General features: G+C 62.7%; 22 protein-coding genes and 1 other annotated feature. Of the genes, 10 read left to right on the top strand and 12 right to left on the bottom strand.

Translation table 11 applies throughout. From position 1 onward, the window contains the following. The first annotated feature begins 183 nt into the window (after positions 1–183). The gene (locus V1479_RS18270) at positions 184–747 is read left to right on the top strand and encodes a hemerythrin domain-containing protein (RefSeq protein ID WP_368804199.1); all 564 of its coding nucleotides are present in this window, start codon (positions 184–186) and stop codon (positions 745–747) included. Between the two features lie 23 nt (positions 748–770). Here the strand turns inward: V1479_RS18270 and ypfJ are convergent, their stop codons facing one another. Then, positions 771–1,679, bottom strand: coding sequence for a KPN_02809 family neutral zinc metallopeptidase (ypfJ, locus tag V1479_RS18265; RefSeq protein ID WP_368804198.1), 909 nt, complete (start codon positions 1,677–1,679; stop codon positions 771–773). A gap of 182 nt (positions 1,680–1,861) precedes the next feature. On the opposite strand from ypfJ, the gene V1479_RS18260 reads away from it, so the two are divergent. After that, entirely contained in the window at positions 1,862–2,131 is a 270-nt protein-coding gene (locus V1479_RS18260) for a hypothetical protein (RefSeq protein WP_368804197.1), read from the top strand. 6 nt (positions 2,132–2,137) lie between these two features. Here the strand turns inward: V1479_RS18260 and V1479_RS18255 are convergent, their stop codons facing one another. Both V1479_RS18255 and V1479_RS18250 read right to left on the bottom strand, forming a co-directional pair. Then, complete coding sequence (locus tag V1479_RS18255; protein WP_368804196.1) at positions 2,138–2,989, bottom strand: universal stress protein; 852 nt, start codon at positions 2,987–2,989, stop codon at positions 2,138–2,140. A 70-nt stretch (positions 2,990–3,059) separates the two neighbouring features. Continuing rightward, positions 3,060–4,544, bottom strand: a complete 1,485-nt coding sequence (locus tag V1479_RS18250) for a SulP family inorganic anion transporter (RefSeq protein WP_368804195.1) — start codon at positions 4,542–4,544, stop codon at positions 3,060–3,062. Positions 4,545–4,611: 67 nt separating this feature from the next. Beyond that, positions 4,612–4,667, bottom strand: a sequence feature (sul1 is cis-regulatory element that is thought to sense ions involved in sulfur or methionine metabolism; They are found in Alphaproteobacteria). Positions 4,668–5,189: 522 nt separating this feature from the next. Between V1479_RS18250 and V1479_RS18245 the strand changes: the two genes are divergently transcribed. Next, entirely contained in the window at positions 5,190–5,981 is a 792-nt protein-coding gene (locus V1479_RS18245; RefSeq protein ID WP_368804194.1) for a phytanoyl-CoA dioxygenase family protein, read from the top strand. Positions 5,982–6,061: 80 nt separating this feature from the next. Here the strand turns inward: V1479_RS18245 and V1479_RS18240 are convergent, their stop codons facing one another. The 4 genes from V1479_RS18240 to V1479_RS18225 all read right to left on the bottom strand — a co-directional run bounded on the left by V1479_RS18240 (position 6,062) and on the right by V1479_RS18225 (position 8,284). Next, positions 6,062–6,856, bottom strand: coding sequence for an SDR family NAD(P)-dependent oxidoreductase (locus V1479_RS18240; RefSeq protein WP_368804193.1), 795 nt, complete (start codon positions 6,854–6,856; stop codon positions 6,062–6,064). Positions 6,857–6,882: 26 nt separating this feature from the next. Beyond that, on the bottom strand, positions 6,883–7,308 hold the full coding sequence (locus tag V1479_RS18235) for an SRPBCC family protein (RefSeq protein ID WP_368804192.1): 426 nt from the start codon (positions 7,306–7,308) through the stop codon (positions 6,883–6,885). Further along, positions 7,259–7,636 (bottom strand): ArsR/SmtB family transcription factor, encoded by a 378-nt coding sequence (locus tag V1479_RS18230; RefSeq protein ID WP_368804191.1) that lies wholly within the window; start codon positions 7,634–7,636, stop codon positions 7,259–7,261. The genes V1479_RS18235 and V1479_RS18230 overlap by 50 nt, the downstream gene beginning before the upstream one ends. Positions 7,637–7,747: 111 nt before the next feature. Further along, the gene (locus tag V1479_RS18225) at positions 7,748–8,284 is read right to left on the bottom strand and encodes a TetR/AcrR family transcriptional regulator (RefSeq protein WP_368804190.1); all 537 of its coding nucleotides are present in this window, start codon (positions 8,282–8,284) and stop codon (positions 7,748–7,750) included. Between the two features lie 97 nt (positions 8,285–8,381). On the opposite strand from V1479_RS18225, the gene sugE reads away from it, so the two are divergent. Next, positions 8,382–8,702: a quaternary ammonium compound efflux SMR transporter SugE gene (sugE, locus tag V1479_RS18220; protein WP_368804189.1), complete on the top strand. Its 321-nt coding sequence runs from the start codon at positions 8,382–8,384 to the stop codon at positions 8,700–8,702. Between the two features lie 200 nt (positions 8,703–8,902). After that, the gene (locus V1479_RS18215) at positions 8,903–9,589 is read left to right on the top strand and encodes a dihydrofolate reductase family protein (RefSeq protein WP_368804188.1); all 687 of its coding nucleotides are present in this window, start codon (positions 8,903–8,905) and stop codon (positions 9,587–9,589) included. A 56-nt stretch (positions 9,590–9,645) separates the two neighbouring features. Here the strand turns inward: V1479_RS18215 and V1479_RS18210 are convergent, their stop codons facing one another. Together V1479_RS18210 and V1479_RS18205 are read right to left on the bottom strand one after the other, a co-directional pair. Continuing rightward, positions 9,646–11,133 carry a flavin-containing monooxygenase gene (locus V1479_RS18210; RefSeq protein WP_368804187.1) on the bottom strand — a complete coding sequence of 496 codons (1,488 nt, stop codon included), beginning with the start codon at positions 11,131–11,133 and terminating at the stop codon, positions 9,646–9,648. Positions 11,134–11,360: 227 nt separating this feature from the next. After that, positions 11,361–11,813: a cupin domain-containing protein gene (locus V1479_RS18205; protein ID WP_173192552.1), complete on the bottom strand. Its 453-nt coding sequence runs from the start codon at positions 11,811–11,813 to the stop codon at positions 11,361–11,363. A 201-nt stretch (positions 11,814–12,014) separates the two neighbouring features. Between V1479_RS18205 and V1479_RS18200 the strand changes: the two genes are divergently transcribed. Further along, the gene (locus V1479_RS18200) at positions 12,015–13,046 is read left to right on the top strand and encodes an AraC family transcriptional regulator (RefSeq protein ID WP_368804186.1); all 1,032 of its coding nucleotides are present in this window, start codon (positions 12,015–12,017) and stop codon (positions 13,044–13,046) included. A 202-nt stretch (positions 13,047–13,248) separates the two neighbouring features. Continuing rightward, the gene (gene carB, locus V1479_RS18195; protein ID WP_368804185.1) at positions 13,249–16,728 is read left to right on the top strand and encodes a carbamoyl-phosphate synthase large subunit; all 3,480 of its coding nucleotides are present in this window, start codon (positions 13,249–13,251) and stop codon (positions 16,726–16,728) included. Here the strand turns inward: carB and V1479_RS18190 are convergent. Both V1479_RS18190 and V1479_RS18185 read right to left on the bottom strand, forming a co-directional pair. Further along, positions 16,725–18,242, bottom strand: a complete 1,518-nt coding sequence (locus V1479_RS18190) for a hypothetical protein (RefSeq protein WP_368804184.1) — start codon at positions 18,240–18,242, stop codon at positions 16,725–16,727. The genes carB and V1479_RS18190 overlap by 4 nt on opposite strands. Before the next feature lie 140 nt (positions 18,243–18,382). Beyond that, complete coding sequence (locus V1479_RS18185; RefSeq protein ID WP_368804183.1) at positions 18,383–19,156, bottom strand: hypothetical protein; 774 nt, start codon at positions 19,154–19,156, stop codon at positions 18,383–18,385. 125 nt (positions 19,157–19,281) lie between these two features. Here V1479_RS18185 and V1479_RS18180 point away from each other — a divergent pair, with 125 nt between their 5' ends. Together V1479_RS18180 and V1479_RS18175 are read left to right on the top strand one after the other, a co-directional pair. Continuing rightward, positions 19,282–19,482 (top strand): hypothetical protein, encoded by a 201-nt coding sequence (locus V1479_RS18180; protein ID WP_173192568.1) that lies wholly within the window; start codon positions 19,282–19,284, stop codon positions 19,480–19,482. Then, positions 19,479–19,733 carry a type II toxin-antitoxin system RelE family toxin gene (locus V1479_RS18175; RefSeq protein ID WP_368804182.1) on the top strand — a complete coding sequence of 85 codons (255 nt, stop codon included), beginning with the start codon at positions 19,479–19,481 and terminating at the stop codon, positions 19,731–19,733. The genes V1479_RS18180 and V1479_RS18175 overlap by 4 nt, the downstream gene beginning before the upstream one ends. A 5-nt stretch (positions 19,734–19,738) precedes the next feature. Here V1479_RS18175 and V1479_RS18170 read toward each other — a convergent pair whose 3' ends face one another. After that, complete coding sequence (locus V1479_RS18170) at positions 19,739–20,197, bottom strand: GFA family protein (RefSeq protein ID WP_368804181.1); 459 nt, start codon at positions 20,195–20,197, stop codon at positions 19,739–19,741. A gap of 239 nt (positions 20,198–20,436) precedes the next feature. Between V1479_RS18170 and V1479_RS18165 the strand changes: the two genes are divergently transcribed. Further along, the gene (locus tag V1479_RS18165) at positions 20,437–20,805 is read left to right on the top strand and encodes a hypothetical protein (RefSeq protein ID WP_173192575.1); all 369 of its coding nucleotides are present in this window, start codon (positions 20,437–20,439) and stop codon (positions 20,803–20,805) included. Positions 20,806–20,875: the final 70 nt, after the last annotated feature.

The following is a 20,875-nucleotide window of genomic DNA, read 5'->3' as shown; positions in this document are numbered from 1 at the left end:
CACCGCGGCGCACCCAAAGACCCTCTCCAACGTCCCTGCCACCGCCATGGTTTCATCGAGGTGACCGGGTGACGTAAAGGTGCCGTCTTGCGTAAACGTCACCGCAGCCTATCTAGGGAAGCGGTTACCAAAAGATACCGCCCTCGTTCGAACCGACTTCCCACCGCAGGAACGCCCTTACCTATGAGTTTCACCATCGATCTTCTCGACGACGCGACACGGCCGAAGGCGCCCAGGATCGAGGGCGTCACCGAGCCGCAGCGCATGCAGGGCCGCCGGCTCGCCATGATCCACGCAATGCACCTGCGCCAGATGGCCGAAGTCCGGCAGGTCATGGAGCATGTCACGGCCGGCGAAATGCAGGTGGACGCGCTCGGCGAAGCGCTGTCGGACATGCAGATGAGCCACAACTACCGGGTCTTCGGCAGTCTCTGCGGTCAGGAGTGCCGCATGCTCACCTTCCACCACACCGCCGAGGATCGGATGCTGTTTCCGGCGCTTGCGGCGCAGGACAATGACGGTCTGCGCAAGGTGGTCGAGCGCCTCGCCGCCGAGCACGAGGTCATCCATCACCTGATAGAGCGCATGGAGGCCGCAGCCCGAGCCGCGATGAACGAGCCCGGCCCGGAAACCTTTGCCAGCCTGCGCGAATCGTTCGAGACGCTGGAACGCGTCGTCGTATCCCACTTCGGCTACGAGCAGGAAGAACTCGAGGAAGCGCTCGGCTACTACGAGATCGACATCTGACCTGACACGTCGGGAAAGGCGCGTCAGATCGGGTTGTTGAACGTATCGCAGTCCGCAAGCCGGCCGTTGCGCAGACCGTTGGCGAACCAGGTCGCGCGCTGCTCCGACGTGCCGTGGTTGAAGCTCTCGGGCACGACATAGCCCTGCGTGCGCCGCTGCAGCGTGTCGTCGCCGATCTGGTGCGCCGCGTTCATGGCTTCCTCGATATCGCCGTCCTCGAGCAGGCCCTTCTGCGCGGTGAAATGCGCCCAGATGCCGGCGAAGCAGTCGGCCTGCAACTCAACCCGCATCGACATGCGGTTGGCCTCGGCCTGTCCCATGGTCTGGCGCTGCCGGTTGAATTCCGGCAGCACGCCGATCAGGTTCTGCACGTGATGGCCGACCTCATGTGCGATCACATAGGCCTGCGCGAAATCGCCGGACGCGCCGAAGCGCTGCGAGAGTTCGCGGAAGAAGCCGAGGTCGATATAGACCCGCGAATCGCCGGGGCAGTAGAACGGGCCGGAAGCAGCCGAAGCAAAACCGCATGCCGAACGCACCTGATCGGTGAACAGCACCATGCGCGGCTCGGTATAGGTCTGGCCTTCAGCCTGGAAGATGCCGTTCCAGACATCTTCGGTCTCCGCGAGCACCACCGAGACGAACTGCGCCTCCGCATCGCTCGGCTGGCTGCCGGGCGCCTCATCCTGAGTGACCTGCGGATTGGCCGGCCCGCTGCCGCCCTCCAGGATCTGCAGCGGGTCGATGCCGCATGCGCGCAGCACGAAGAACAGCACAACCAGGATAACGATACCGGAAAGCCCGCCCCCGCCGACGCCCCGGCCGATGGGGATCTGCATCGGCCTGCCGCTACGCCCGAAACCGCCGGGTGCGCCGCTCTGTCCGCGACGGTCCTCGACATTGCTGCTCTGCCGACGGCCTCTCCAACGCATGGTCTGCTCCTCGCAAGTCCCGGCCTGTGCCCACTCGGCCAAGCGCAATACAACTGCAAACTAGCGAAAGCGTTGCACCGGGTCATCCGCTTTCTCGCATCGCCCGCAGCACGCGTCAGCGTTAATGAAGCGTTAAACCAGGGCGGTTAGCGTCGTGCAACCATCCAGAAAACCGGCCCAGCATGACCACGCCCGCGCCTCTCGCACCGCTGATCGAACTCGCCGCGCAGAAGAACCTCGATCTGTTCTTCCGCCTCGGGCGAGGTTACCTCACGCGCGCCATGCGCGGTGGCATGCAGAACCAGCAGGGCTGGGGCGCAAGCCCCCTCGGCGTCCAGTCGCGTGCGGAGGCCCGCATCGTCTACACGCTGGCCCCGCCATTGCCGGAAGCCCGCCTTTATGCGTGGCCCGGCGGTGCGCAGCGCCGCGGCGCCCTGCCGGTCACGCGCTGAACGCCGCTACCTGAACAACAGCACCGGGATCTTGCACGACCGGATCATCTCCGTCGTGGTAGAGCCGATGAACAGCGACCGGATACGGGAATGGCCATAGGCGCCCATGACCAGCAGGTCGATCCCGTCGCGTTCCACCGTCTCTGAAATGACCTTGTCGGGCTGTCCGGGCACCAGCTCGGCGGCTGCCTCGTGCCCTCCGGCCTTTAGCGTCGCCTGCGCGCCCTCCAGGGCCCGCCGCCCCTCCACGCTCTCGGTGCCCGCCATCAGAAGCCGGATGTCCAGACCTGCGAAAAGCGGCGAGCGCGCCACATGGTCCACGGCCTTCATCGCGCTCTGCCCACCATCATAGGCGATCAGGACCTTGCGAACCGGCCTGAATGTACGCGCGGCAACGAAGACCGGCTTCTTGGACGCGCGCGCGATCCGCTCCATGTTGGAGCCGAGATGCAGCTTGGCGAAATCCGCCGCCTCGCCCCGCTTGCCGATCACGATGCCGCGCGCGTCGACTTCGGCCTCCGCAACGGCCTCCAGCAGATCGCCGTTGCGCAGCCGCGCGCTCACCGTCTCGACGCCGGCTTGCTTCAGAACGACCTCGGCATCCTCGAGGATCGCCCGGCCGCGCTTCTGCGCCAGGCGCGCACGCTGCTCGTCAAGCGTCGAAAGCTCCTCCAGCAGAGCGGTTCGGGCGCCAAGCGCGATCGAGCCCGACAGGTCGGAGCTTGCGGTTTCGCGACGTCCGAGCACGTGCAGCAGTTCCACCGGCGCCCCGGTGCGGCCCGCGATCCAGCCCGCATATTCGCAAACGCTTCTGGAATAGGTCGAACCGTCCACCAGCGCGATGAGTTTGTCGGTCATTGTGTCCTCCCTGCCGTGCAGGTTAAGCCGCGAAGTCGAAACGTCGCAAACGGTGCAAGATAAGCTATCATCAATGCGCCATGAGCTTGTCGAGCGCGCCAGGCTTGTCGTGGATGGCAAGGCGGTCAACGATCGTTTCGCTCGCCAGGTTCATGCCGACGATCTCCACCTCCGCGCCGTCGCGGCGGAACTTCAGCACCGCCATGTCGAGCGCGGCCACGCTGGAGATGTCCCAGATATGGGCGCGCGAGACGTCGATGGTGACCTTCTCCAGCGTCTCCCTGAAATCGAAGGCCGCCATGAAGTCCTCCGCCGAGGCAAAGAAGAGCTGGCCTTCGACCGTGTAGGTGCGGTGCCGGCCGTCCGCGCTGAGCGTCGAGGAAACGGCGAAGAGCTGCGCGATCTTCCAGGCAAAGAAGATGCCCGACAGAAGCACGCCGATCAGCACGCCGATGGCGAGATTATGCGTGAAGATGACGCCGACCACCGTCGCCAGCATGACGATGGATGACGAGCGCGGATGATCCCGCAGGTTCCTGATCGACGACCACGAGAAGGTGCCGATCGACACCATGATCATGATCGCGACCAGCGCGGCCATGGGGATCTGGCTGACGAGGTCGCCGAGAACCAGGATCATGAACAGCAGCAGCATGCCGGCGGCAAAAGTCGACAGCCGTCCGCGCCCGCCGGACTTCACGTTGATGATCGACTGGCCGATCATGGCGCAGCCCGCCATGCCGCCGATAAAGGCGGTCGCCGTATTGGCGATGCCCTGTCCGATGCACTCCTGGTTGCGGTCGGACGGCGTGTCGGTCAGGTCGTCGACGATCTGTGCCGTCATCAGCGATTCCAGCAGGCCCACCACCGCCACCGCCGCCGAATAGGGCAGGATGATGAGCAACGTTTCCAGCGTCAGCGGAATGTCCGGGATCAGGAACACCGGCAGCGTCGAAGGCAGTTCGCCCATGTCGCCCACGGTGCGAACGTCGAAGCCGAAGGCAATGGCGACCGTCGTCAGCACGACGATACACACCAGCGGCGACGGAACGGCCTTGGTGAGGCGTGGAAAGAGATAGATGATCGCCAGTCCCGCCGCGACCATGACATAGGTCAGCCACGGCACGCCGATCAGCTCGGGAAGCTGCGCCATGAAGATCAGGATCGCCAGCGCGTTGACGAAGCCGGTCATCACCGAGCGCGACACGAAGCGCATCACGTAGCCGAGCTTCAGGAAGCCCGCACCAATCTGCAGCAGGCCTGCAAGCACCGTCGCGGCCAGCAGGTATTGCAGCCCGTGGTCACGCACCAGCGTCACCATCAGCACGGCGGTCGCCGCCGTCGCGGCCGAGATCATGCCCGGCCTGCCGCCCACGAAGGCGATCAGCACGGCGATCGAGAACGAGGCGTAGAGCCCGACCTTCGGGTCGACCCCGGCGATGATCGAGAAGGCGATGGCCTCGGGGATAAGCGCAAGCGCGACGACGAGGCCGGCGAGAAGATCGCCGCGCACGTTGCCGAACCACTGCGCGCGGTAGGCGGACAAGGATTTCATGAATTTCCAGCAGTATCGAAAGCCTGACGGTCGGCCCGGGCGGGTCGCATGGCGTTTCAGGCATGTTCGTTGTCCGGCGGATTGGCGGCCGGAAGAGCCACCCGGACTTTCACCGGGTCCTGACGGGATGGGGTGGTCTTAGGCAATTCGTTGCTGCGCCGCAACATCAAATCCAGGCGACCTTCGCTTTCGGGCAGGGCAATCGCTTGTGGGAAAGATGCGCGCCCCCCTCCACCGCCTTCGGCCGGCGGCCCCCTCCACCGCTTCGCAGGCAGGGCAATCGCCCATGGGCGTTCACCCCCTCTCCGTCCGCTTCGCGGCCACCTCTCCCCCACGTGGTGGGGGCGAGGAAAGGCGCCCAGCATTGCGGCCGGCATTTCCTCTCCCCCGCTTGCGGGGGAGAGGTGTCGAGGCGGAGCCGAGACGGAGAGGGGGAGAACAGCCATAGGCGATTGCCCCGGTTTTCGGAGGGCGGCGGCTTCACCTGAAGCACCGACCGTGCTATCCAGCCGGCGCTATGAAGTTCGCATTCAAATCCTCCTCGACCTTCTTCCTGGGCTGAACCGCGCGTTCAGGCCGGCGCATTGCGGTGCGCCAGGAAGATGACGGCCCGGCTATGCCAGCGGCCGAGCAGAGGATTTCGACATGCAGAACGACACCTTGCACGGGCTGAGCCCGGCGCAAATCTCAACCTTTATTTCGGACGGCTTCATCAGGATCGACGATGCGTTTGCGTCCAAGCTGGCGCAAGACGCCCGCGCCATCCTGTGGCGGGCGATGGGTCTGTCGCCCGAGGAGCCGGCCGGCTGGACCCAACCCGTCATACGGCTGGGCATGTTCACCGAGCAGCCGTTCATTGCCGCTGCCAACACCCCGCGCCTGCACGCGGCCTACGATGCACTCGTCGGTCCCGGCCGCTGGCAGGCGCCGGCCGCGATGGGCACCTTTCCGGTGCGGTTTCCGAGCGCCGACGAACCGGGCGACATCGGCTGGCATGTCGAGGTCAGCTTCGGGACTAACGAGCCGGACTTCATGCAATGGCGTGCCAACGTGGTCAGCCGTGGCCGCGCCCTGCTGATGCTGTTCCTGTTCTCCGACATCGGCGAGGACGACGCGCCGACACGCATCCGCATCGGCTCGCACCGGCAGATCGCGCGGCAATTGCTGCCGCATGGCGAGGCGGGCCTGACTTTGCGCGAACTCGCAGCCAACGGCTTTGCGGAGAGCGTGGATTGCGCTGAAACGCTGGCGACCGGACCGGCCGGCACGGTCTATCTGTGCCACCCGTTCCTGGTCCACAGCGCCCAGCCGCATCGCGGAACAACGCCGCGTTTCCTGGCCCAGCCGCCGCTGCTGCCGACCGGACCGTTCGGGCAAGACCTGCCGCCGTCACCTGTCCAAGTCGCCATCCGCGAAGCCTGCGGCCTGCATTTCTGAGCGCAACGGCCACCTACGGTAAAAGCCCTCTCCCCGCTGTCGGGGAGAGGGCCAGGTTCATTCAGGTCACACCCGCAAGCCTACTCCGCAATCGCGCCGCATGTCAGGTTGGCGACTGCGCCAGTCATCGCACCGGCCCGGTCCGAGGCCAGGAACGCGGCCGTCTCGGCCACATGCTCGATGCGCGGCAACCGCTTCAGCATGGTCGATTGCGCCGCACCGCCAAGCCATTGGTCGAGGGTCAGTCCCATGGCTTCGGCCTTCGGCTGGAACAGCTCGCCCGTATAGGAGCCGGCCGCCGGCGCATCGCCCAGCGCATGCGGCCTGATGCAGACGACCCGGATGTTGCGTGGCCCCAGTTCGTCCGCCAGCGTGCGCGAGAACGCCTCGACCCCCGCTTGCGATGCGGCGTGGCCGAGATGCCCGCCCACCGCCATGGTCGCGCCCGGCGCCGACAGCGTCAGGATCACGCCGGTCCGCGACCGCCCCATATGCGGGGAGACCGCCTTCGACGTGATGAATAGCGCCCGCAGGAACCGGTCCACCGGCAGCATGAAGGCGTCCAGCGTCAGGTCTGCGATCGTCGTTCCCTGGTCATGCGGGAAGCTCACCGCGTTGAGCGCGATGTCTATGCTTCCCGCGCGCTCGGCGATGTCCGCCGCGTGGCGGTCCACCGCCCGTTCGTCGAGCACGTCGAGTTCGGCCGTCTCCACCTGCCCGCCGGCCGAGGCGATTGCATCGGCCACCCGGTCGAGCTTTGCCCGGTTGCGCCCTGCAACGAAGACGCGCGCGCCTTCCCTTGCAAACACCTCGGCCACGGCAGCGCCGATGGCACCGGCGCCGTAGATCACCGCATTCCTGTCATTCAGTAACATGATGTTCTCGCGTGCTCCGGCTGCAGTCAGGCAAGGGACTTTTCAAGCGCTTCAAGGATTGTGGTCCAGCCCTTGATGTGGCCGTCGCGCGAATCCTCGCTCCTGAACTTGACCTGCCGCAGCGTGATCTCGGTGGCGCCGGCCTCCGGCTCGGCAAAGTCGACCGTCACCACGCTGTCGTCAAGCGAGTGCGGCGATTCCCAGGTGAACGACAGGTGCGAATGCGGGTCGATCGCAAGATAGGTGCCCGCATGCGGGATTTCCTTTTCGGGCGTCACCATGACGATCGAGAACCGCCCGCCCTTCACGGGATCGTTCGTCACCCGCGCATTGCCCGTCGTGGACGGCGGCCGCATGAATTTCGACAGCATCTGCGGCGACAGCCACGCCTCGAAAACCTTCTCACGCGGGGCCGCGATCCTGTGGTTTATCGTCAGTTCCAGTTCGCTCATCGTCTTGGTCTCCTGTAACCAGCAACTCTTCCAGCGCCGAGAGGCGCAGTTCCCAGATCGATTTCAACTGACCGAACCACTGCTCGGTGAGCCTTAGCGGCCCGAGCTCGGGTGCGATGAAATGTTCGCGCCCCACGGTCCGGCGGGTGACGAGACCCGCCTCCTCCAGCACCTTGATGTGCTTCGAAACGGAGTTCAGCGACATCTCGAAATGGGCGGCGAGCGCCGTCACCCTCAGCGCGCCCTCCTGTACGAGGAGCGTGAGTATCCTGCGCCGCGTGGTATCGCCCGCGGCCTTCAGAATGCGTGACAGGTCTTCTTCGTCCATTCATTCACCCTTATGGTTGAATATACGCCCCACGAAAATTAGTCAACCATTTGGGTGAATAATTTTTCGCGACGCGCCCCCGGTCCGCGACGTCTGGCTGCGAACCCTTGGCTATCTCGAGACCACCAGCTCCCGCTCGATCCGGTCGAACAGCGCACGCCAGGCCGTGTCGGGAAGATCGACGAGCCCCAGCCCCCTCAGCAGGAACGCCCCCTCGGCGGCGAAGAATGCAATGCGCGCCTGCTCGTCACGGCCGAACAGCTTCAGCCGGTCGCGATAGTAGTCGCGCAGCACCTCGGCATGGCCGGGCGATTCCGCCAGCGTCGCCATCAGGCTTGCGGCGCGCGCGGCAAGCGCGTCGTTTTCGTCGCGGGTCGCTGCCAGATGCGCCTGCATGCCGGCCTCCGCGCTATCCGCAAGCGTCTCCCGCTTTGCCTCGACCTCACCCAGAAACCGGTCGATGTCGCGCCTTGTCATCGCGGCTACCAGTTCCTGCTTGCTGGCGTAGCAATAGAGCACGCCACCCTTGCTGACGCCGGCGCGCCGTGCGACCGCGTCGAAGGTCAGGCTCCCTGCCCCCTCCTCGGTTACGATCGCTTCGGCTGCATCCAGGATAGCATCCCTGTCGATCGTTCTCTTCCTGCCCATCTGTTTTCCTCTTTTCAAACCGTCTGGTCGGATATATATAGCATCGAAGTTCCGGCACGTCACCCGTCGCCGGCATCGGATCGAAAGGAGTAAAGTCATGGCCTGGCTCTATCTCGGCTTTGCCGGCCTGCTGGAAATCGTCTGGGCCTCGTTCCTGAAGCAGTCCGAGGGGTTCACCCGCCTCACGCCGAGCGTCATCACGCTGGTGGCTATGGCAGGCTCCTTCTGGCTGCTGGCCTTGGCCATGCGCAGCCTGCCGCTCGGTACCGCCTATGCCATCTGGACCGGCATCGGCGCGGTCGGCGCCTTTGTTGTCGGCATCGTGGTCATGGGCGAAGCAGCCACCCTCGGTCGCATCCTCAGCGTAGCCCTGCTGATAACCGGCATGGTGGGCCTCAAGCTCTCGTCGGGCCACTGAGACCTGCCGCGTCTCATCGCCGTCTTGACCCGGCCCGTGACCATGTTGCGGGCCTTTTCCGTCAATTCCCACCCACGTCATCGCGCCCGGCCAGGCGACCGCGTAACCACGTGCAGAAAGTTGGTGCGCGGTTGTCGGGATTGGCTGCCCTCGTGCGTCCTTGGTCCGAAACGTTGGTTGACGGAAGGAAGGAACGGACAATGCGCAAGATCATCGCGGCAGCATTCACCACGCTCGACGGCGTCATGCAGGCGCCCGGCGGCCCTGAGGAAGACCCCAGCGGCGGCTTCGAATATGGCGGCTGGCTGCCGAATTTCTGGGACGACGAACTCAGCGCCGCACTGGACAGGAACTTCGCTGAGCCCTTCGACCTGCTGCTCGGGCGTCGCACCTATGACATCTTCGCTGCGCACTGGCCCTACATCCAGGTTGACCCGGAGGCGAGCGATTTCGATGCGATAAATGCCGACATCGCCAACACCTTCAATCGCATCACCAAATACGTTGCGACCCACCGGCCGGAGTCGCTCGACTGGCAGAACAGTCAGGCACTCGGAACCGACGTCGTCGCCACATTGCGCGAACTCAGGCAGGGTGACGGCCCCGACCTGATGACGCAGGGCTCGAGCGAATTGCTTGATATCCTGTTCGAGAACGACCTCGTCGACGAGCTGCGCCTTTTCATCTTCCCTCTGGTGCTGGGCAAGGGCAAGCGCGTCTTCGGCAATGGCAGCGCCCCCCGCACGCTCAAGCTTGCCTCCTCGAGCCTCTCGCCCAACGGCATCCTCATCACGCGTTACGAGCGCGCCGGCGATGTCCAGATCGGCTCTTTCGCCATGGAAACACCAACACTGGCCGAGCTCGAGCGCCGCAGCAATCTCGGCTGAACCCTGCCGGCCTCTGGCTCCCACATGGCCGCGCCGCCAGCGCGGCCATGCCGTTCTCACGCCGCCCGGTAATCCGGCGCGCTCTTCAGGTACCGCGCGTAGGCGTCGGCGTTGGGCGGCGACAGGTTTTCGGCCAGCGGATTGCGCTTGCGCACCTTGGCCCCCATGTCGTCAAGCAGCTCGTCGAAGTGCTTGAAATGATAGGGCGCAACGCATAGCCCGCCATACACGCCGGCGGCCGGCCGCTCGTGCCGCTTCCATTGCAGCATCATGTCGATATTGGCGTTCATCTCCGCGGCGCTGGGCTGCCGCGCCAGCATGCCGTCGGCGTAGCGCACCAGCCAGTTCGCCGCGAGCTCCGCGCTCAAAACCGTGCAGAAGGACGAGTTGAACCCGACGAACCCCATATCCGGCAGGTCTGGATTGGCAACGATGCGATAGAGCCTGTATTGCCCGTCCGGCTCCACCAGCTTGCGGGCATATTCGTGGGGCAGAAAGGGCACGCCGAGCTTCCAGCCCGTCGCCAGTATGGCAATGTCCGTTGGCACCCGCTCCCTGCCTGTCAGCACGACCCCGCCCTCCTCGTAGCCTGCGAAGGTGCCCTGCACGGCCTTTATCCGCCCCTCGGCGACCATGTCGAAGAAGCCGGGCGTAACGATGGGCACCGAACAGTTGAGCCCGGTCTCGATCGGCTTGGTCGGGCGAAGTCCCGTTTTCTTCAGCTTGAGCTGCATCGTCAGCAGGCTTTCCAGCGCCCGCCAGTTGGCCCACACGAACGGCCTGGCGATCGCGTGGTTCAGCCGCGCCATCGCCGTCTGGCCCCAGCCGGGAAACATCTTTTCCTGCGCCCGGATGTAGAGGATGCGCTTGAAGTTGATCAGCCCGCCGATGAAATAGGGTATGCGCCAGACCGACTCCAGATAGACGATCGTCACGCTGCTCGCCCCGGATTTCACCGCATTGACCGCAATGTCGGTGGCCGATTTGGAAAAGCCGAGCACGGTCACCCGCTTTCCCTTCACCATCGCAGGATCTGTATATTCGGACGAGTGGATTGCGTTGCCGCCGGCCGCCTCGAATTCGTCCCGTCCGGGAAATTCCGGCACGTTCCGGTCGCTGAACTGGCCGATGCAGACGGCGAGGAAATCGCAATCCGCCTCCCGTTCCGCGCCGTTTGAGTCCAGCGTCAGCGTCCAGCCCTTCCTGCCATCGGCGCGGCGCTTCATCCCCGTCACGCGCGTATCGAACGCGATCAGCGGCGCAATGCCGTTCTCGTCCGCATAGTCGCGCAGATAGGCATGCACCTGCGGTCCCTTGGGCCATTCCGGATAGTCGGCCGGCATCGGCTTGGATGTGTAGCGGTAAAGCTCCTTCGGGCTCTGCGTCTGAACGTCGGGATATGACCGCGATGGTTCCCACACGCCGCCAAGGTCGTGGCTGCGCTCGATCACGGTCACGTCGTGCCCGCGCTCCTTGAATGCCTTGGCGGCTGCAAGCCCGCTCACGCCCGCGCCAATGACGAAGACCTTCTTCCTCTCGACCATTGTCGTCTTTCCTCTCACCCCGGCACGCGCTTCCCCGCCCGGCGCGCAAGGCGCGCCGGATGAGATCGGTCCCGATCAGTTCATGTCAGGTTGGGTCTGCCGAAGCTCAGCTCAGGGCGAGTCCAAAAATGGCCGGATTTAGGGTCGTGCGGCGACGAACTTGTTTAAGGCACGTCAGCATCGCAGACGCAGAAAGCCGCCATTTGCAGGCCGCCCTCACCCGAACTTTAGTCGTTGGCTTCTGGTGGCAGGAAATCGACCTCATGCATCGCCGAAATCTTCACCACCTCTTCAGGGTCGCTGAGGTTGTCGAGCTTGGTGAAAAGTTCCTCCAGCATCCGCGCCGGCGAGACCCAGAACAGTGCCCGCGTCGGCTTGTCCGACTTGTTGAAATAGCCGTGAGGGATGCCGCGCGGCATGCGCACGAGGTCGCCCGCCTTGGCCTTCACCCACTCGCCGTCGAGCTTCAGGTCGAGCTCGCCTTCCTGCACGAGGATGAACTCGTCCTGGGTGGGGTGGATGTGCACGGGCACGAACTGGCCGGGCTCGCTGTTTGTCTCGAAGGCAAAGGTGCTGTCGCACACCGCCTTGGGAAAATAGACCTGGCCCAGGATGTTCCAGGTCTTGCCGGCGTGGCCGGTGCCTTCGCGGGTGATGCCCTTGTCGAGGTCTTTGCTCATCGTGAAGCTCCCATTCTGCTTGAGGATGCGGCCTTTGCGACCGTCATTGGTTCCGTTCCCTGTTTAGGATAGCAGGCTTCCAGCCCTCTATCCGCATCACGCGGCCACTATCCGGAAAACGCAAAAATCGACCGGCTGCGGCTCCACGTCGCGCTTTCGGCTTTGTGACGTATCGTCATGTGGTAGTGTTCAGGCATGCACATGAAAGAGGGGCATAGCAACGCAGCACCGCTTTCGGCACATATCCTGTTCGAGTCAGACGATCTCGACTGCGCGCGGGAGCGGGTTGCGGAGAAATTCTGCAGTCACCGGCTGGAGATCATCGGTGACAGGAAGCCTTTTCGCGCGGTCCACCACCACGCTCCCGGCGACATCATCTCGCTCAACTACATCAGCTACGGCGCGGACGTTCTGATCGATCCCGGCGAGCTTGGCGATTTCTACCTGATCCAGATGCCGGTCAATGGCGGCGCCACCATCCGCCACGGCGGCCGCGAGTTCATCACCAGCCGCAGCGTCGCCTCGGTGCTCAACGCTGACCTCGCCACCCGGATGCAATGGTGGCAGGGCTGCGCGCAGATCCTCATCCAGGTGCGCAAGGCGCCTTTCATGGCGCTCGCCGAACGCCTGCTCGACCGACGCCTTCCCGGCCCCGTCGTCTTCGACCCGCTGATCGACTTCACCCGGCCGCACATGCTCGCCTGGCGCGGCATGGCCAACGCCATGTTCCACGCCGCGGAGGAAACCGCCGGCGGCCCCACGCTTCAGGCAGCCCTCAACGAGCAGCGCCTGATGGAGCTCTTCCTGCGCGGCCAGCCCAACAGTTGCAGCCTGTTCTTCGACGATACCCCGTCGGGCGCGACCCCGCGCCATGTCCGCCGTGCCGAAGAGTATATCCGTGCCTTCGCCGACCGACCGATCACCCTGCTCGACATCGCCGAAGCGGCAGGCGTCGCGCCGCGCACCCTGCAACTCGGCTACCGTACCGTCCTCGGCATCTCGCCGCTGCGCTCGCTCACCCGGGAACGCCTGCGCCGTGTGCGCTACGAGCTCATCGCGGGAGAAGGATCGGTTTCCGTCACCGACGTCGCATTTCGCTGGGGTTTCGGCCATCTCGGCCGCTTCGCAGCCGACTATCGCTGCGAGTTCGGGGAGCGCCCGAGCGAGACCGTACGCCGCAGCGCAGCCGCGCCATTTCCCTCCTATTCGGAGCGTTTCAGGCAGCTTCGCTAGCACGACGTCCACACGCCGCGACGCTTCGCCGCCGCTCGCCCCATTTCCGGGGTTCCCTACCCCTTCTCCTTACCCTATAAGGCCCGCCTAGCCTGACAGAATCTTCACTTGCCCCGAACCGGCAGGGCCTCCGCGACGCGTCAGCGCAAAACGGAGAATCCCCGTCCGGCGCTTGGGCAAGCCCGAACCGACGGACGCTTCCATGCCAAAACGCACCGACATCAAGTCGATCCTGATCATCGGGGCCGGCCCCATCGTGATTGGCCAGGCCTGCGAGTTCGACTATTCGGGCACACAGGCCTGCAAGGCGCTCAAGGCCGAGGGCTACCGCATCATCCTCGTCAACTCCAACCCGGCCACCATCATGACCGACCCGGAGCTGGCCGACGCGACCTATATCGAGCCGATCACGCCGGAAGTCGTCGCCAAGATCATCGCCAAGGAGCGCCCCGACGCGCTGCTGCCCACCATGGGTGGCCAGACCGCGCTCAACACCGCGCTCTCGCTGCGCCGCATGGGCGTGCTTGAGCGCTACAATGTCGAGATGATCGGCGCCAATGCCGAGGCCATCGACAAGGCCGAGGACCGCTCGCTCTTCCGCGAGGCGATGGCCAAGATCGGGCTGGAGACGCCGCGCTCCATGCTCGCCAACGCGTCGGAAGTGAAGGACGCCGACCGCAAGCAGCACGAGGCCCGCCGCGCCGAGCTCAAGGCTTCCAACCCCGCCGATCTCGACGCCGCGCTCGACGCGCTGGAGACCGAATGGAACCTCGGTGAAGGCGACCGCAAGCAGCGCTACATCGCGCATGCCATGGGCATCGCCGCCCAGGCGCTCGACCATGTCGGCCTGCCCGCCATCATCCGCCCGTCCTTCACCATGGGCGGCACCGGCGGCGGCATCGCCTACAACCGCGCCGAGTTCTTCGACATCATCAATTCCGGCCTCGACGCCTCCCCCACCACCGAAGTCCTGATCGAGGAGTCCGTGCTGGGCTGGAAGGAATACGAAATGGAGGTCGTGCGCGACCGCGCCGACAACTGCATCATCGTCTGCTCCATCGAGAACCTCGACCCGATGGGCGTCCACACGGGTGATTCGATCACCGTCGCGCCGGCGCTGACGCTGACGGATAAGGAATACCAGATGATGCGCAACGCCTCGCTCGCGGTGCTGCGCGAGATCGGCGTCGAGACCGGCGGCTCCAACGTCCAGTTCGCCGTCAACCCGGCCGACGGCCGCCTCGTCGTGATCGAGATGAACCCGCGCGTGTCGCGCTCCTCGGCGCTCGCCTCCAAGGCCACCGGCTTCCCCATCGCCAAGGTCGCGGCGCGCCTCGCCGTCGGCTACACGCTGGACGAACTGGACAACGACATCACCGGCGGCGCGACGCCCGCCTCCTTCGAGCCGTCCATCGACTACGTCGTCACCAAGATCCCGCGTTTCGCCTTCGAGAAGTTCCCCGGCGCCGACAATGTGCTCACCACCGCCATGAAGTCGGTCGGCGAGGTCATGGCCATCGGCCGCACCTTCCAGGAATCGCTGCAGAAGGCGCTGCGCGGGCTGGAAACGGGCCTCACCGGCCTCGACGAGATCGAGATCCCCGGCCTCAACCACGGCGACGACAAGAACGCCATCCGCGCCGCACTCGGCACGCCCACGCCCGACCGTCTGCGCATGGTCGCCCAGGCGATCCGCATGGGCACCTCGCTGGAAAACGTGCACCAGATGTGCCGCATCGACCCGTGGTTCCTCGAGCAGATCGCCGGCATCCTCGCCATGGAGGCCCGCATCCGCCAGCACGGCCTGCCGCAGGATGCGGAGAACCTGCGCATGCTCAAGGCGATGGGCTTCTCCGACGCCCGCCTCGCCTCGCTTGTCAACAAGGACGCCGAAGACGTTGCGAAGCAACGCGAAAAGCTCGCCGTCCACCCCGTCTACAAGCGCATCGACACCTGTGCTGCCGAGTTCGCCTCGCCGACCGCCTACATGTATTCGACCTACGAAGTGCCCTTCGCCGGCGCGCTCGCCGACGAGGCCAAGGTCTCCGACCGCAAGAAGGTCGTCATCCTCGGCGGCGGTCCCAACCGCATCGGCCAGGGCATCGAGTTCGACTATTGCTGCTGCCATGCCTGCTTCGCGCTGGCCGATGCCGGCTACGAATCGATCATGGTCAACTGCAACCCTGAGACCGTCTCCACCGACTACGACACCTCCGACCGGCTCTATTTCGAGCCGCTGACGCCGGAGGACGTGCTGGAAATCCTGCGCGCCGAGCAGGCCGCCGGCCAGCTTGCCGGCGTCATCGTCCAGTTCGGCGGCCAGACCCCGCTCAAGCTCGCCGAAGCGCTGGAGAAGGCCGGCATCCCGATCCTCGGCACCTCGCCCGACATGATCGACCTCGCCGAGGACCGCGACCGCTTCCAGAAGCTCCTGAAGAAGCTCGACCTCAAGCAGCCGCACAACGGCATCGCCTGGTCGGTCGAGCAGGCGCGCACCGTCGCCTCCGAGCTCGGCTTCCCGCTGGTCGTGCGCCCGTCCTACGTGCTGGGCGGCCGCGCCATGCAGATCATCCACGACGAGGGCATGCTGCAGACCTACCTGCTCGACACCGTTCCCGGCCTCGTGCCCGAGGACATCAAGCAGAAATACCCCAACGACAAGACCGGCCAGATCAACACCCTGCTCGGCAAGAACCCGCTGCTGTTCGACACCTACCTGTCGGAGGCCATCGAGGTCGACGTCGACGCGCTCTGCGACGGCAAGTCCGTCTACGTCTCCGGCATCATGGAGCATATCGAGGAGGCCGGCATCCATTCCGGCGACAGCGCCTGCTCGCTCCCCGTCCGCTCCCTTACCAAGGGAGTGGTCGAGGAACTCGAGCGCCAGACCGCCGCGCTCGCCAAGGGCCTCAACGTCGGCGGCCTGATGAACGTGCAATACGCCATCAAGGATGGCGAGATCTTCGTCCTTGAGGTCAACCCGCGCGCCAGCCGCACCGTGCCCTTCGTGGCGAAAACCATCGGCCGCCCGATCGCCAAGATCGCGGCCCGCATCATGGCCGGCGAGAGCCTCGACGAAGCCTTCGCCCATTATGGCGAAAAGCCCGACCTCGCAGCCCTCTCCCACGTCGCGGTCAAGGAAGCCGTCTTCCCCTTCGCCCGCTTCCCCGGCGTCGACACGCTGCTGGGGCCGGAGATGAAGTCCACCGGCGAGGTCATGGGTCTCGACGCCGATTTCGCGCTCGCCTTCGCCAAGAGCCAGCTCGGCGCCGGCGTCGACCTGCCGCGCGCGGGCACCCTCTTCGTCTCGGTGCGCGACGAGGACAAGGTCAAGATCCTGCCTTCGGTCAAGAAGCTCGCCGACCTCGGCTTCCGCGTGCTCGCCACCGGCGGCACCCAGCGCTTCCTGGCCGAAAACGGCGTGGCGGCGGAAAAGATCAACAAGGTCCTCGAAGGCCGCCCCCACATCGAAGACGCCATCCGCAACCGGCAGGTCCAGCTCGTCTTCAACACCACCGACAGCCAGAAAGCCGTCTCGGACTCAAAATCCCTCCGCCGCGCCACGCTGATGCAGAAGGTGCCCTACTACACCACCATGGCGGGTGCGGCCGCCGCCGCGCAAGCGATCGCCGCGCTCAAGGCGGGGAGTTTGGAGGTTCGGCCGCTGCAGGGGTATTTTTAAGATATGACTTCTCGTATCTTTCGGGCTCTCGTCGCTTTTTTTCGTTGTTTTTCTTGTGTACGGAGAGATGCTGGCAATGGTTCTCGCTCTGCCTCTATAACCACTTCCAGTTGCTTCCCAGTTTTCGTCAGACCTTTTTTTGATTTCGACGCCTTGTAGAAATTCTCAAGAATTCTGTTGCGGCTTCTGGGTGCCGGGGAATATTTTCGCTTATATGCTTCTTCAAATGCCTTTATAAATCGAGCGTCATCTCTAACATGATAAAAGACTGGCCATTGCTCCAATTCTTCACCAGTCCAATCACCAGATTGGGCCATCCTCGCCATATAATATCCGACACGATCGACGTCACCCCGGACCGCCGCAACACTAACCGCAAACTCGTCTGATACAATTTCCCAATCTTCACCATCAAGAAGCTTAAGTGATTTTTCTTCACTACCGCTCAACTTGTAAGCATTTGCCAGGTTAACGATATTAACCCGCCGGCGCGCTTCATCTCTCTTTCCTCTAAGATTAAGAGAAAATTCCAGTATTCGGCACGCCAATTTATACTCCCCTCTCTCAATAAGATTGAATCCAAAATCTCCAAGTTGCTTATCTGCCTGAGCAGAATCATCTTCGTCTATTTTTCGCCATATGACTTGGCATATTTTCACGCCAAACTCGCATATGTTGTCTAATGACGAAGAAAAATACTTGCTTGAAGCAAATAACTCATGACCTACCGATATCTTGTTTGATCTTTCACCCCTAGATGTTTTCTTAATGTACCTAGTATTAGCAATTCCATTAGCGTGAGCGAATAGGTTTCTTCTTTCAATAACCTCAATTAATTCGTCCCATAGATCGTATTGCATCTTTATAGATTCTTTGATGGGTATTTTCCTTTCAAACCACCCAATCTGATCCTCGAACGATTCCCTTGTTGCCGATTCAATCTCCCTTTCTATAAGTATTTCTTTGAACTCATCTATAGAATCAGCAAGAAATACATCCTGAATAGAAACATTTTTTTCGCTGGATGAAAGCATCGCAGGGTTACGGCGAACAACTTCCCTCATTAATTGAGCAATATGGTGATCCAGACTGCTTACGACACCCATCAATAGCATCTTAGGAATTTGCTTTGAGACGAGCTGTCCGCCGCGATGACGCAAATCAATTGAATTAAAGTCACCAACTCTGCTAAGAGGAATCTCGAATATTTCTCTATTGCCATCTGATAATCTTGATAAAGAATTCTCTTCGCAGAATCTCACCAATTCTGATTCACGAATATTATATGTTATAGCAGATCCAATTCCAGCAAGAAGAGGCATCATGTCCATATAACCATTCATTGAATCACAAAATTCTTTAAATATTTCTCCAAATTTTTTATCAGATTTTCCATTATCTTGATCAATAGTTATGCTAAGCTTTTTGGGAAATTCGTTTTTGGATGATACTCCATGGCCTATTCGATCTCCATCTCGACCTTTATAGAAACAGACGTAGAAGGAATCATTCATTTTATTCTCCCAAAAACTTGCACGTGTAATTACAACAGCGAAGAAATCCAAATCCGCAGATTGGATCAACCTCTACCGAAGTTTCAGAGATTTTGTGATCCACTCTGATCGCCCATGGAGACGCGGAGAATCGCTGTACTTCAGACAACCATCACCACTTCCTTCTTCCTCGCCCTCTCAATCTTCCCTTGCGCCTTCCTGATCCGCACTGCCGCCTCCTTCGCCTTGTCGCCCTCCAGCGCCTCGCGTTTTATCACCTCGTGCTCGATCAGCGCGGCAAGGTTTTCAGGCGCCACCTTGAGGTCCGGGAACAGCCGCCGCAGCTCGTGCCGCACCACGGCGACGACCGGCTCCGAGCGCAGGATCGCGGCAACGGTGAACCGGTTGAACAACTGTGCCTGCTGATGGAACGCGTCCATCGCGTCCGTCGTCAGCCCCTCCTTGGCGAAAAGGAACATCTGCCTCAGATGGTCCTCGTTCCTCGGCGTCATGTCGGGCAGAATGAAGCGGCAGACTTCCTCGTGGCTGATCTGGTTGGAAACGTAGATGCGGATCAGCCGCCACTCGACCGCGTTGGTCAGGATCACCCAGTGAATACCCTGATGCGCGCCATAGTCGATCACCTGCCGCAGATGGTTGTCGGCAAGACTGCTTCCCGCCGATTTCACCTCGATGAGCAGGCGCAGCTTGCCGCCGATCCTGATCGCAAGGTCGCAATAGGTCGCCTTGATCTGGTGTTCCGAGGTCAGCTCTTCATATTTGTCGTAGCCGAAGACGTCGGCCAGAATATCCTTGACCACGGTGACAGTATCCGCCTCCGCCACGTCGGCCTTTTGCTGTGCGATTGCCACACGCTGATATTTCTTCAGGTTGGCGCCAACCCGATCGACGAACTTCTTCGGCAGCTTGCTCATGAATCCCCCCATTCCCACAAGCATTTTGCCCGCAAGGCGGCTCACGTTACAAGCATAAATTGAAAGGGCGGAGGACACGCCGCAACACCCCTTGCCACCGGATTTGGCAATGCTAAATTTCGGTCATGACCAAGCTTGAAAAAATCGAGCGGGAGATCGAGGCGCTCGGCCCCGAGGAGCTCTCACATTTCCGCGCGTGGTTCGCCGCCTTCGATGCCGCCAATTGGGATGCCCGTATCGACAGCGATGCTGCGTCCGGAAAACTCGATGCGCTGGCCGAACGGGCTCTCACCGCCCACCGCGACGGCCGCACGCGTCCACTGTGAACCATTTCGCCACTGCCGATTTCTGGGATTGCTACCAGAGATTGCCAGCGGCGGTCCAAAGAATTGCGGATCGCAACTTCGAACGGCTGAAGGCCGATCCTTACCACCCTTCACTGCATTTCAAACAAGCTGGCCGTTTCTGGTCGGCTCGTGTCGGCCTCCAGTACCGCGCGCTGGCCGTCAGGGATGGGGACGACATGATCTGGTTCTGGATTGGCACGCATGCCGATTATGACAGGCTTGTGGGCTGACTTCCTCACGCCACCCAGGCCTGATACTCCCTCACCAGTCCCTCATATTCCTCCATATCCGGAAATTTGTCGAAGCTGCGCACCGCGCCCGTCTGCGCGAAGGGCAGCCGGGTGGAGGTGTATGTCTCCATGAAGGGGCGGAACCACGAGGCGTCGTCCAGCATGGTCGGGCGCACGTTTACGAACCAGTCCATGCCTTGGGCGCGCGTGAACATCCACGTCATGCAGTGCCCGCAGCAATAATGATGGATGTCGTCGCCATGCAGGCCGCCGATCACCGGCTCGCCCTTGGTCACCACGAAGCCGTCGGCGGGGATGATCGCGGTCAGCGAATAGGCGCTGGCCGACATCTTCTGGCAGCCGGGGCAGTGGCAGGCGCTGGTTGCGAGCGGCGGTTTCGTCACGCGGATTTCGACGCGCCCGCAGCGGCACGATCCGGCAAGCGGCAGGGGCATTCTGGACATGGGACATCTCCGGGTGTTTTCGGCGGTGAACGTGGCGCGCCGGGCCGGCGCGGTGTCGTGCCATGGAAGAAAATTCACCCCCGCCTGTCCACCCCCTCCCCGCCCCGATCTGCCCTTTTCAGCCGCCCGCCGGTAACAACGGCGACGCGTTGCGCCACAGATGTGAATTTCGCGATCCACAGACTTTCCACACGCATAGACTGTAGCTAATCTGGCGCTTTCAATGCGGGGGTGCATACATGAAAGCGATATCGGTGCGGCGAGCATCTGCCTTGATGCTCGCGGGGGTTGTTGTGTTGTCCGGGCCGGTTGCCGCTATTGCGGAGTCGCTTGCCGGCAGTGCCGGCCAGGTTCGCCACCGCCCGCGTTTCATGGACTCGGAAGGCGTCTGTCAGGACGTCTACAAAGCCTATGTCGAAGCCTCCGGCCACTCCGCCTATGCGCAGACCCATCTGAGCTTCAACGTCGAAGCCTTTTTCTGCGGGCATTCCTTCAACGCCCCGTCGCAGAAGGTTGCCGAGGAGCGCGCGCTGGAGAACTGCAACGCCGCCTTCAAATACTACAAGCTCTCCTCTGCCGGCCGGTGCACCATCTACGCTTCCAAATAGGCGCGGGCCGCAAGCGCCATTGAGCAATGGCATGCCCCCTCCACCGCTTCGCAGGGGAGGAACGGAGGGC

It is taken from the genome of Neoaquamicrobium sediminum, from assembly GCF_040970315.1.
In the GTDB taxonomy this organism is placed as follows: Bacteria; Pseudomonadota; Alphaproteobacteria; order Rhizobiales; family Rhizobiaceae; genus Aerobium; species Aerobium sediminum.
This window is presented reverse-complemented; position numbering and strand designations above follow the sequence as displayed.

Excerpts from the sequence above, each read along its gene's own strand:
- V1479_RS18270 (WP_368804199.1), top strand. The coding sequence starts at position 184 with ATGAGTTTCACCATCGATCTTCTCGACGACGCGACACGGCCGAAGGCG.
- ypfJ (WP_368804198.1), bottom strand. The coding sequence starts at position 1,679 with ATGCGTTGGAGAGGCCGTCGGCAGAGCAGCAATGTCGAGGACCGTCGC.
- V1479_RS18260 (WP_368804197.1), top strand. The coding sequence starts at position 1,862 with ATGACCACGCCCGCGCCTCTCGCACCGCTGATCGAACTCGCCGCGCAG.
- V1479_RS18255 (WP_368804196.1), bottom strand. The coding sequence starts at position 2,989 with ATGACCGACAAACTCATCGCGCTGGTGGACGGTTCGACCTATTCCAGA.
- V1479_RS18250 (WP_368804195.1), bottom strand. The coding sequence starts at position 4,544 with ATGAAATCCTTGTCCGCCTACCGCGCGCAGTGGTTCGGCAACGTGCGC.
- V1479_RS18245 (WP_368804194.1), top strand. The coding sequence starts at position 5,190 with ATGCAGAACGACACCTTGCACGGGCTGAGCCCGGCGCAAATCTCAACC.
- V1479_RS18240 (WP_368804193.1), bottom strand. The coding sequence starts at position 6,856 with ATGTTACTGAATGACAGGAATGCGGTGATCTACGGCGCCGGTGCCATC.
- V1479_RS18235 (WP_368804192.1), bottom strand. The coding sequence starts at position 7,308 with ATGAGCGAACTGGAACTGACGATAAACCACAGGATCGCGGCCCCGCGT.
- V1479_RS18230 (WP_368804191.1), bottom strand. The coding sequence starts at position 7,636 with ATGGACGAAGAAGACCTGTCACGCATTCTGAAGGCCGCGGGCGATACC.
- V1479_RS18225 (WP_368804190.1), bottom strand. The coding sequence starts at position 8,284 with ATGGGCAGGAAGAGAACGATCGACAGGGATGCTATCCTGGATGCAGCC.
- sugE (WP_368804189.1), top strand. The coding sequence starts at position 8,382 with ATGGCCTGGCTCTATCTCGGCTTTGCCGGCCTGCTGGAAATCGTCTGG.
- V1479_RS18215 (WP_368804188.1), top strand. The coding sequence starts at position 8,903 with ATGCGCAAGATCATCGCGGCAGCATTCACCACGCTCGACGGCGTCATG.
- V1479_RS18210 (WP_368804187.1), bottom strand. The coding sequence starts at position 11,133 with ATGGTCGAGAGGAAGAAGGTCTTCGTCATTGGCGCGGGCGTGAGCGGG.
- V1479_RS18205 (WP_173192552.1), bottom strand. The coding sequence starts at position 11,813 with ATGAGCAAAGACCTCGACAAGGGCATCACCCGCGAAGGCACCGGCCAC.
- V1479_RS18200 (WP_368804186.1), top strand. The coding sequence starts at position 12,015 with ATGAAAGAGGGGCATAGCAACGCAGCACCGCTTTCGGCACATATCCTG.
- carB (WP_368804185.1), top strand. The coding sequence starts at position 13,249 with ATGCCAAAACGCACCGACATCAAGTCGATCCTGATCATCGGGGCCGGC.
- V1479_RS18190 (WP_368804184.1), bottom strand. The coding sequence starts at position 18,242 with ATGAATGATTCCTTCTACGTCTGTTTCTATAAAGGTCGAGATGGAGAT.
- V1479_RS18185 (WP_368804183.1), bottom strand. The coding sequence starts at position 19,156 with ATGAGCAAGCTGCCGAAGAAGTTCGTCGATCGGGTTGGCGCCAACCTG.
- V1479_RS18180 (WP_173192568.1), top strand. The coding sequence starts at position 19,282 with ATGACCAAGCTTGAAAAAATCGAGCGGGAGATCGAGGCGCTCGGCCCC.
- V1479_RS18170 (WP_368804181.1), bottom strand. The coding sequence starts at position 20,197 with ATGTCCAGAATGCCCCTGCCGCTTGCCGGATCGTGCCGCTGCGGGCGC.
- V1479_RS18165 (WP_173192575.1), top strand. The coding sequence starts at position 20,437 with ATGAAAGCGATATCGGTGCGGCGAGCATCTGCCTTGATGCTCGCGGGG.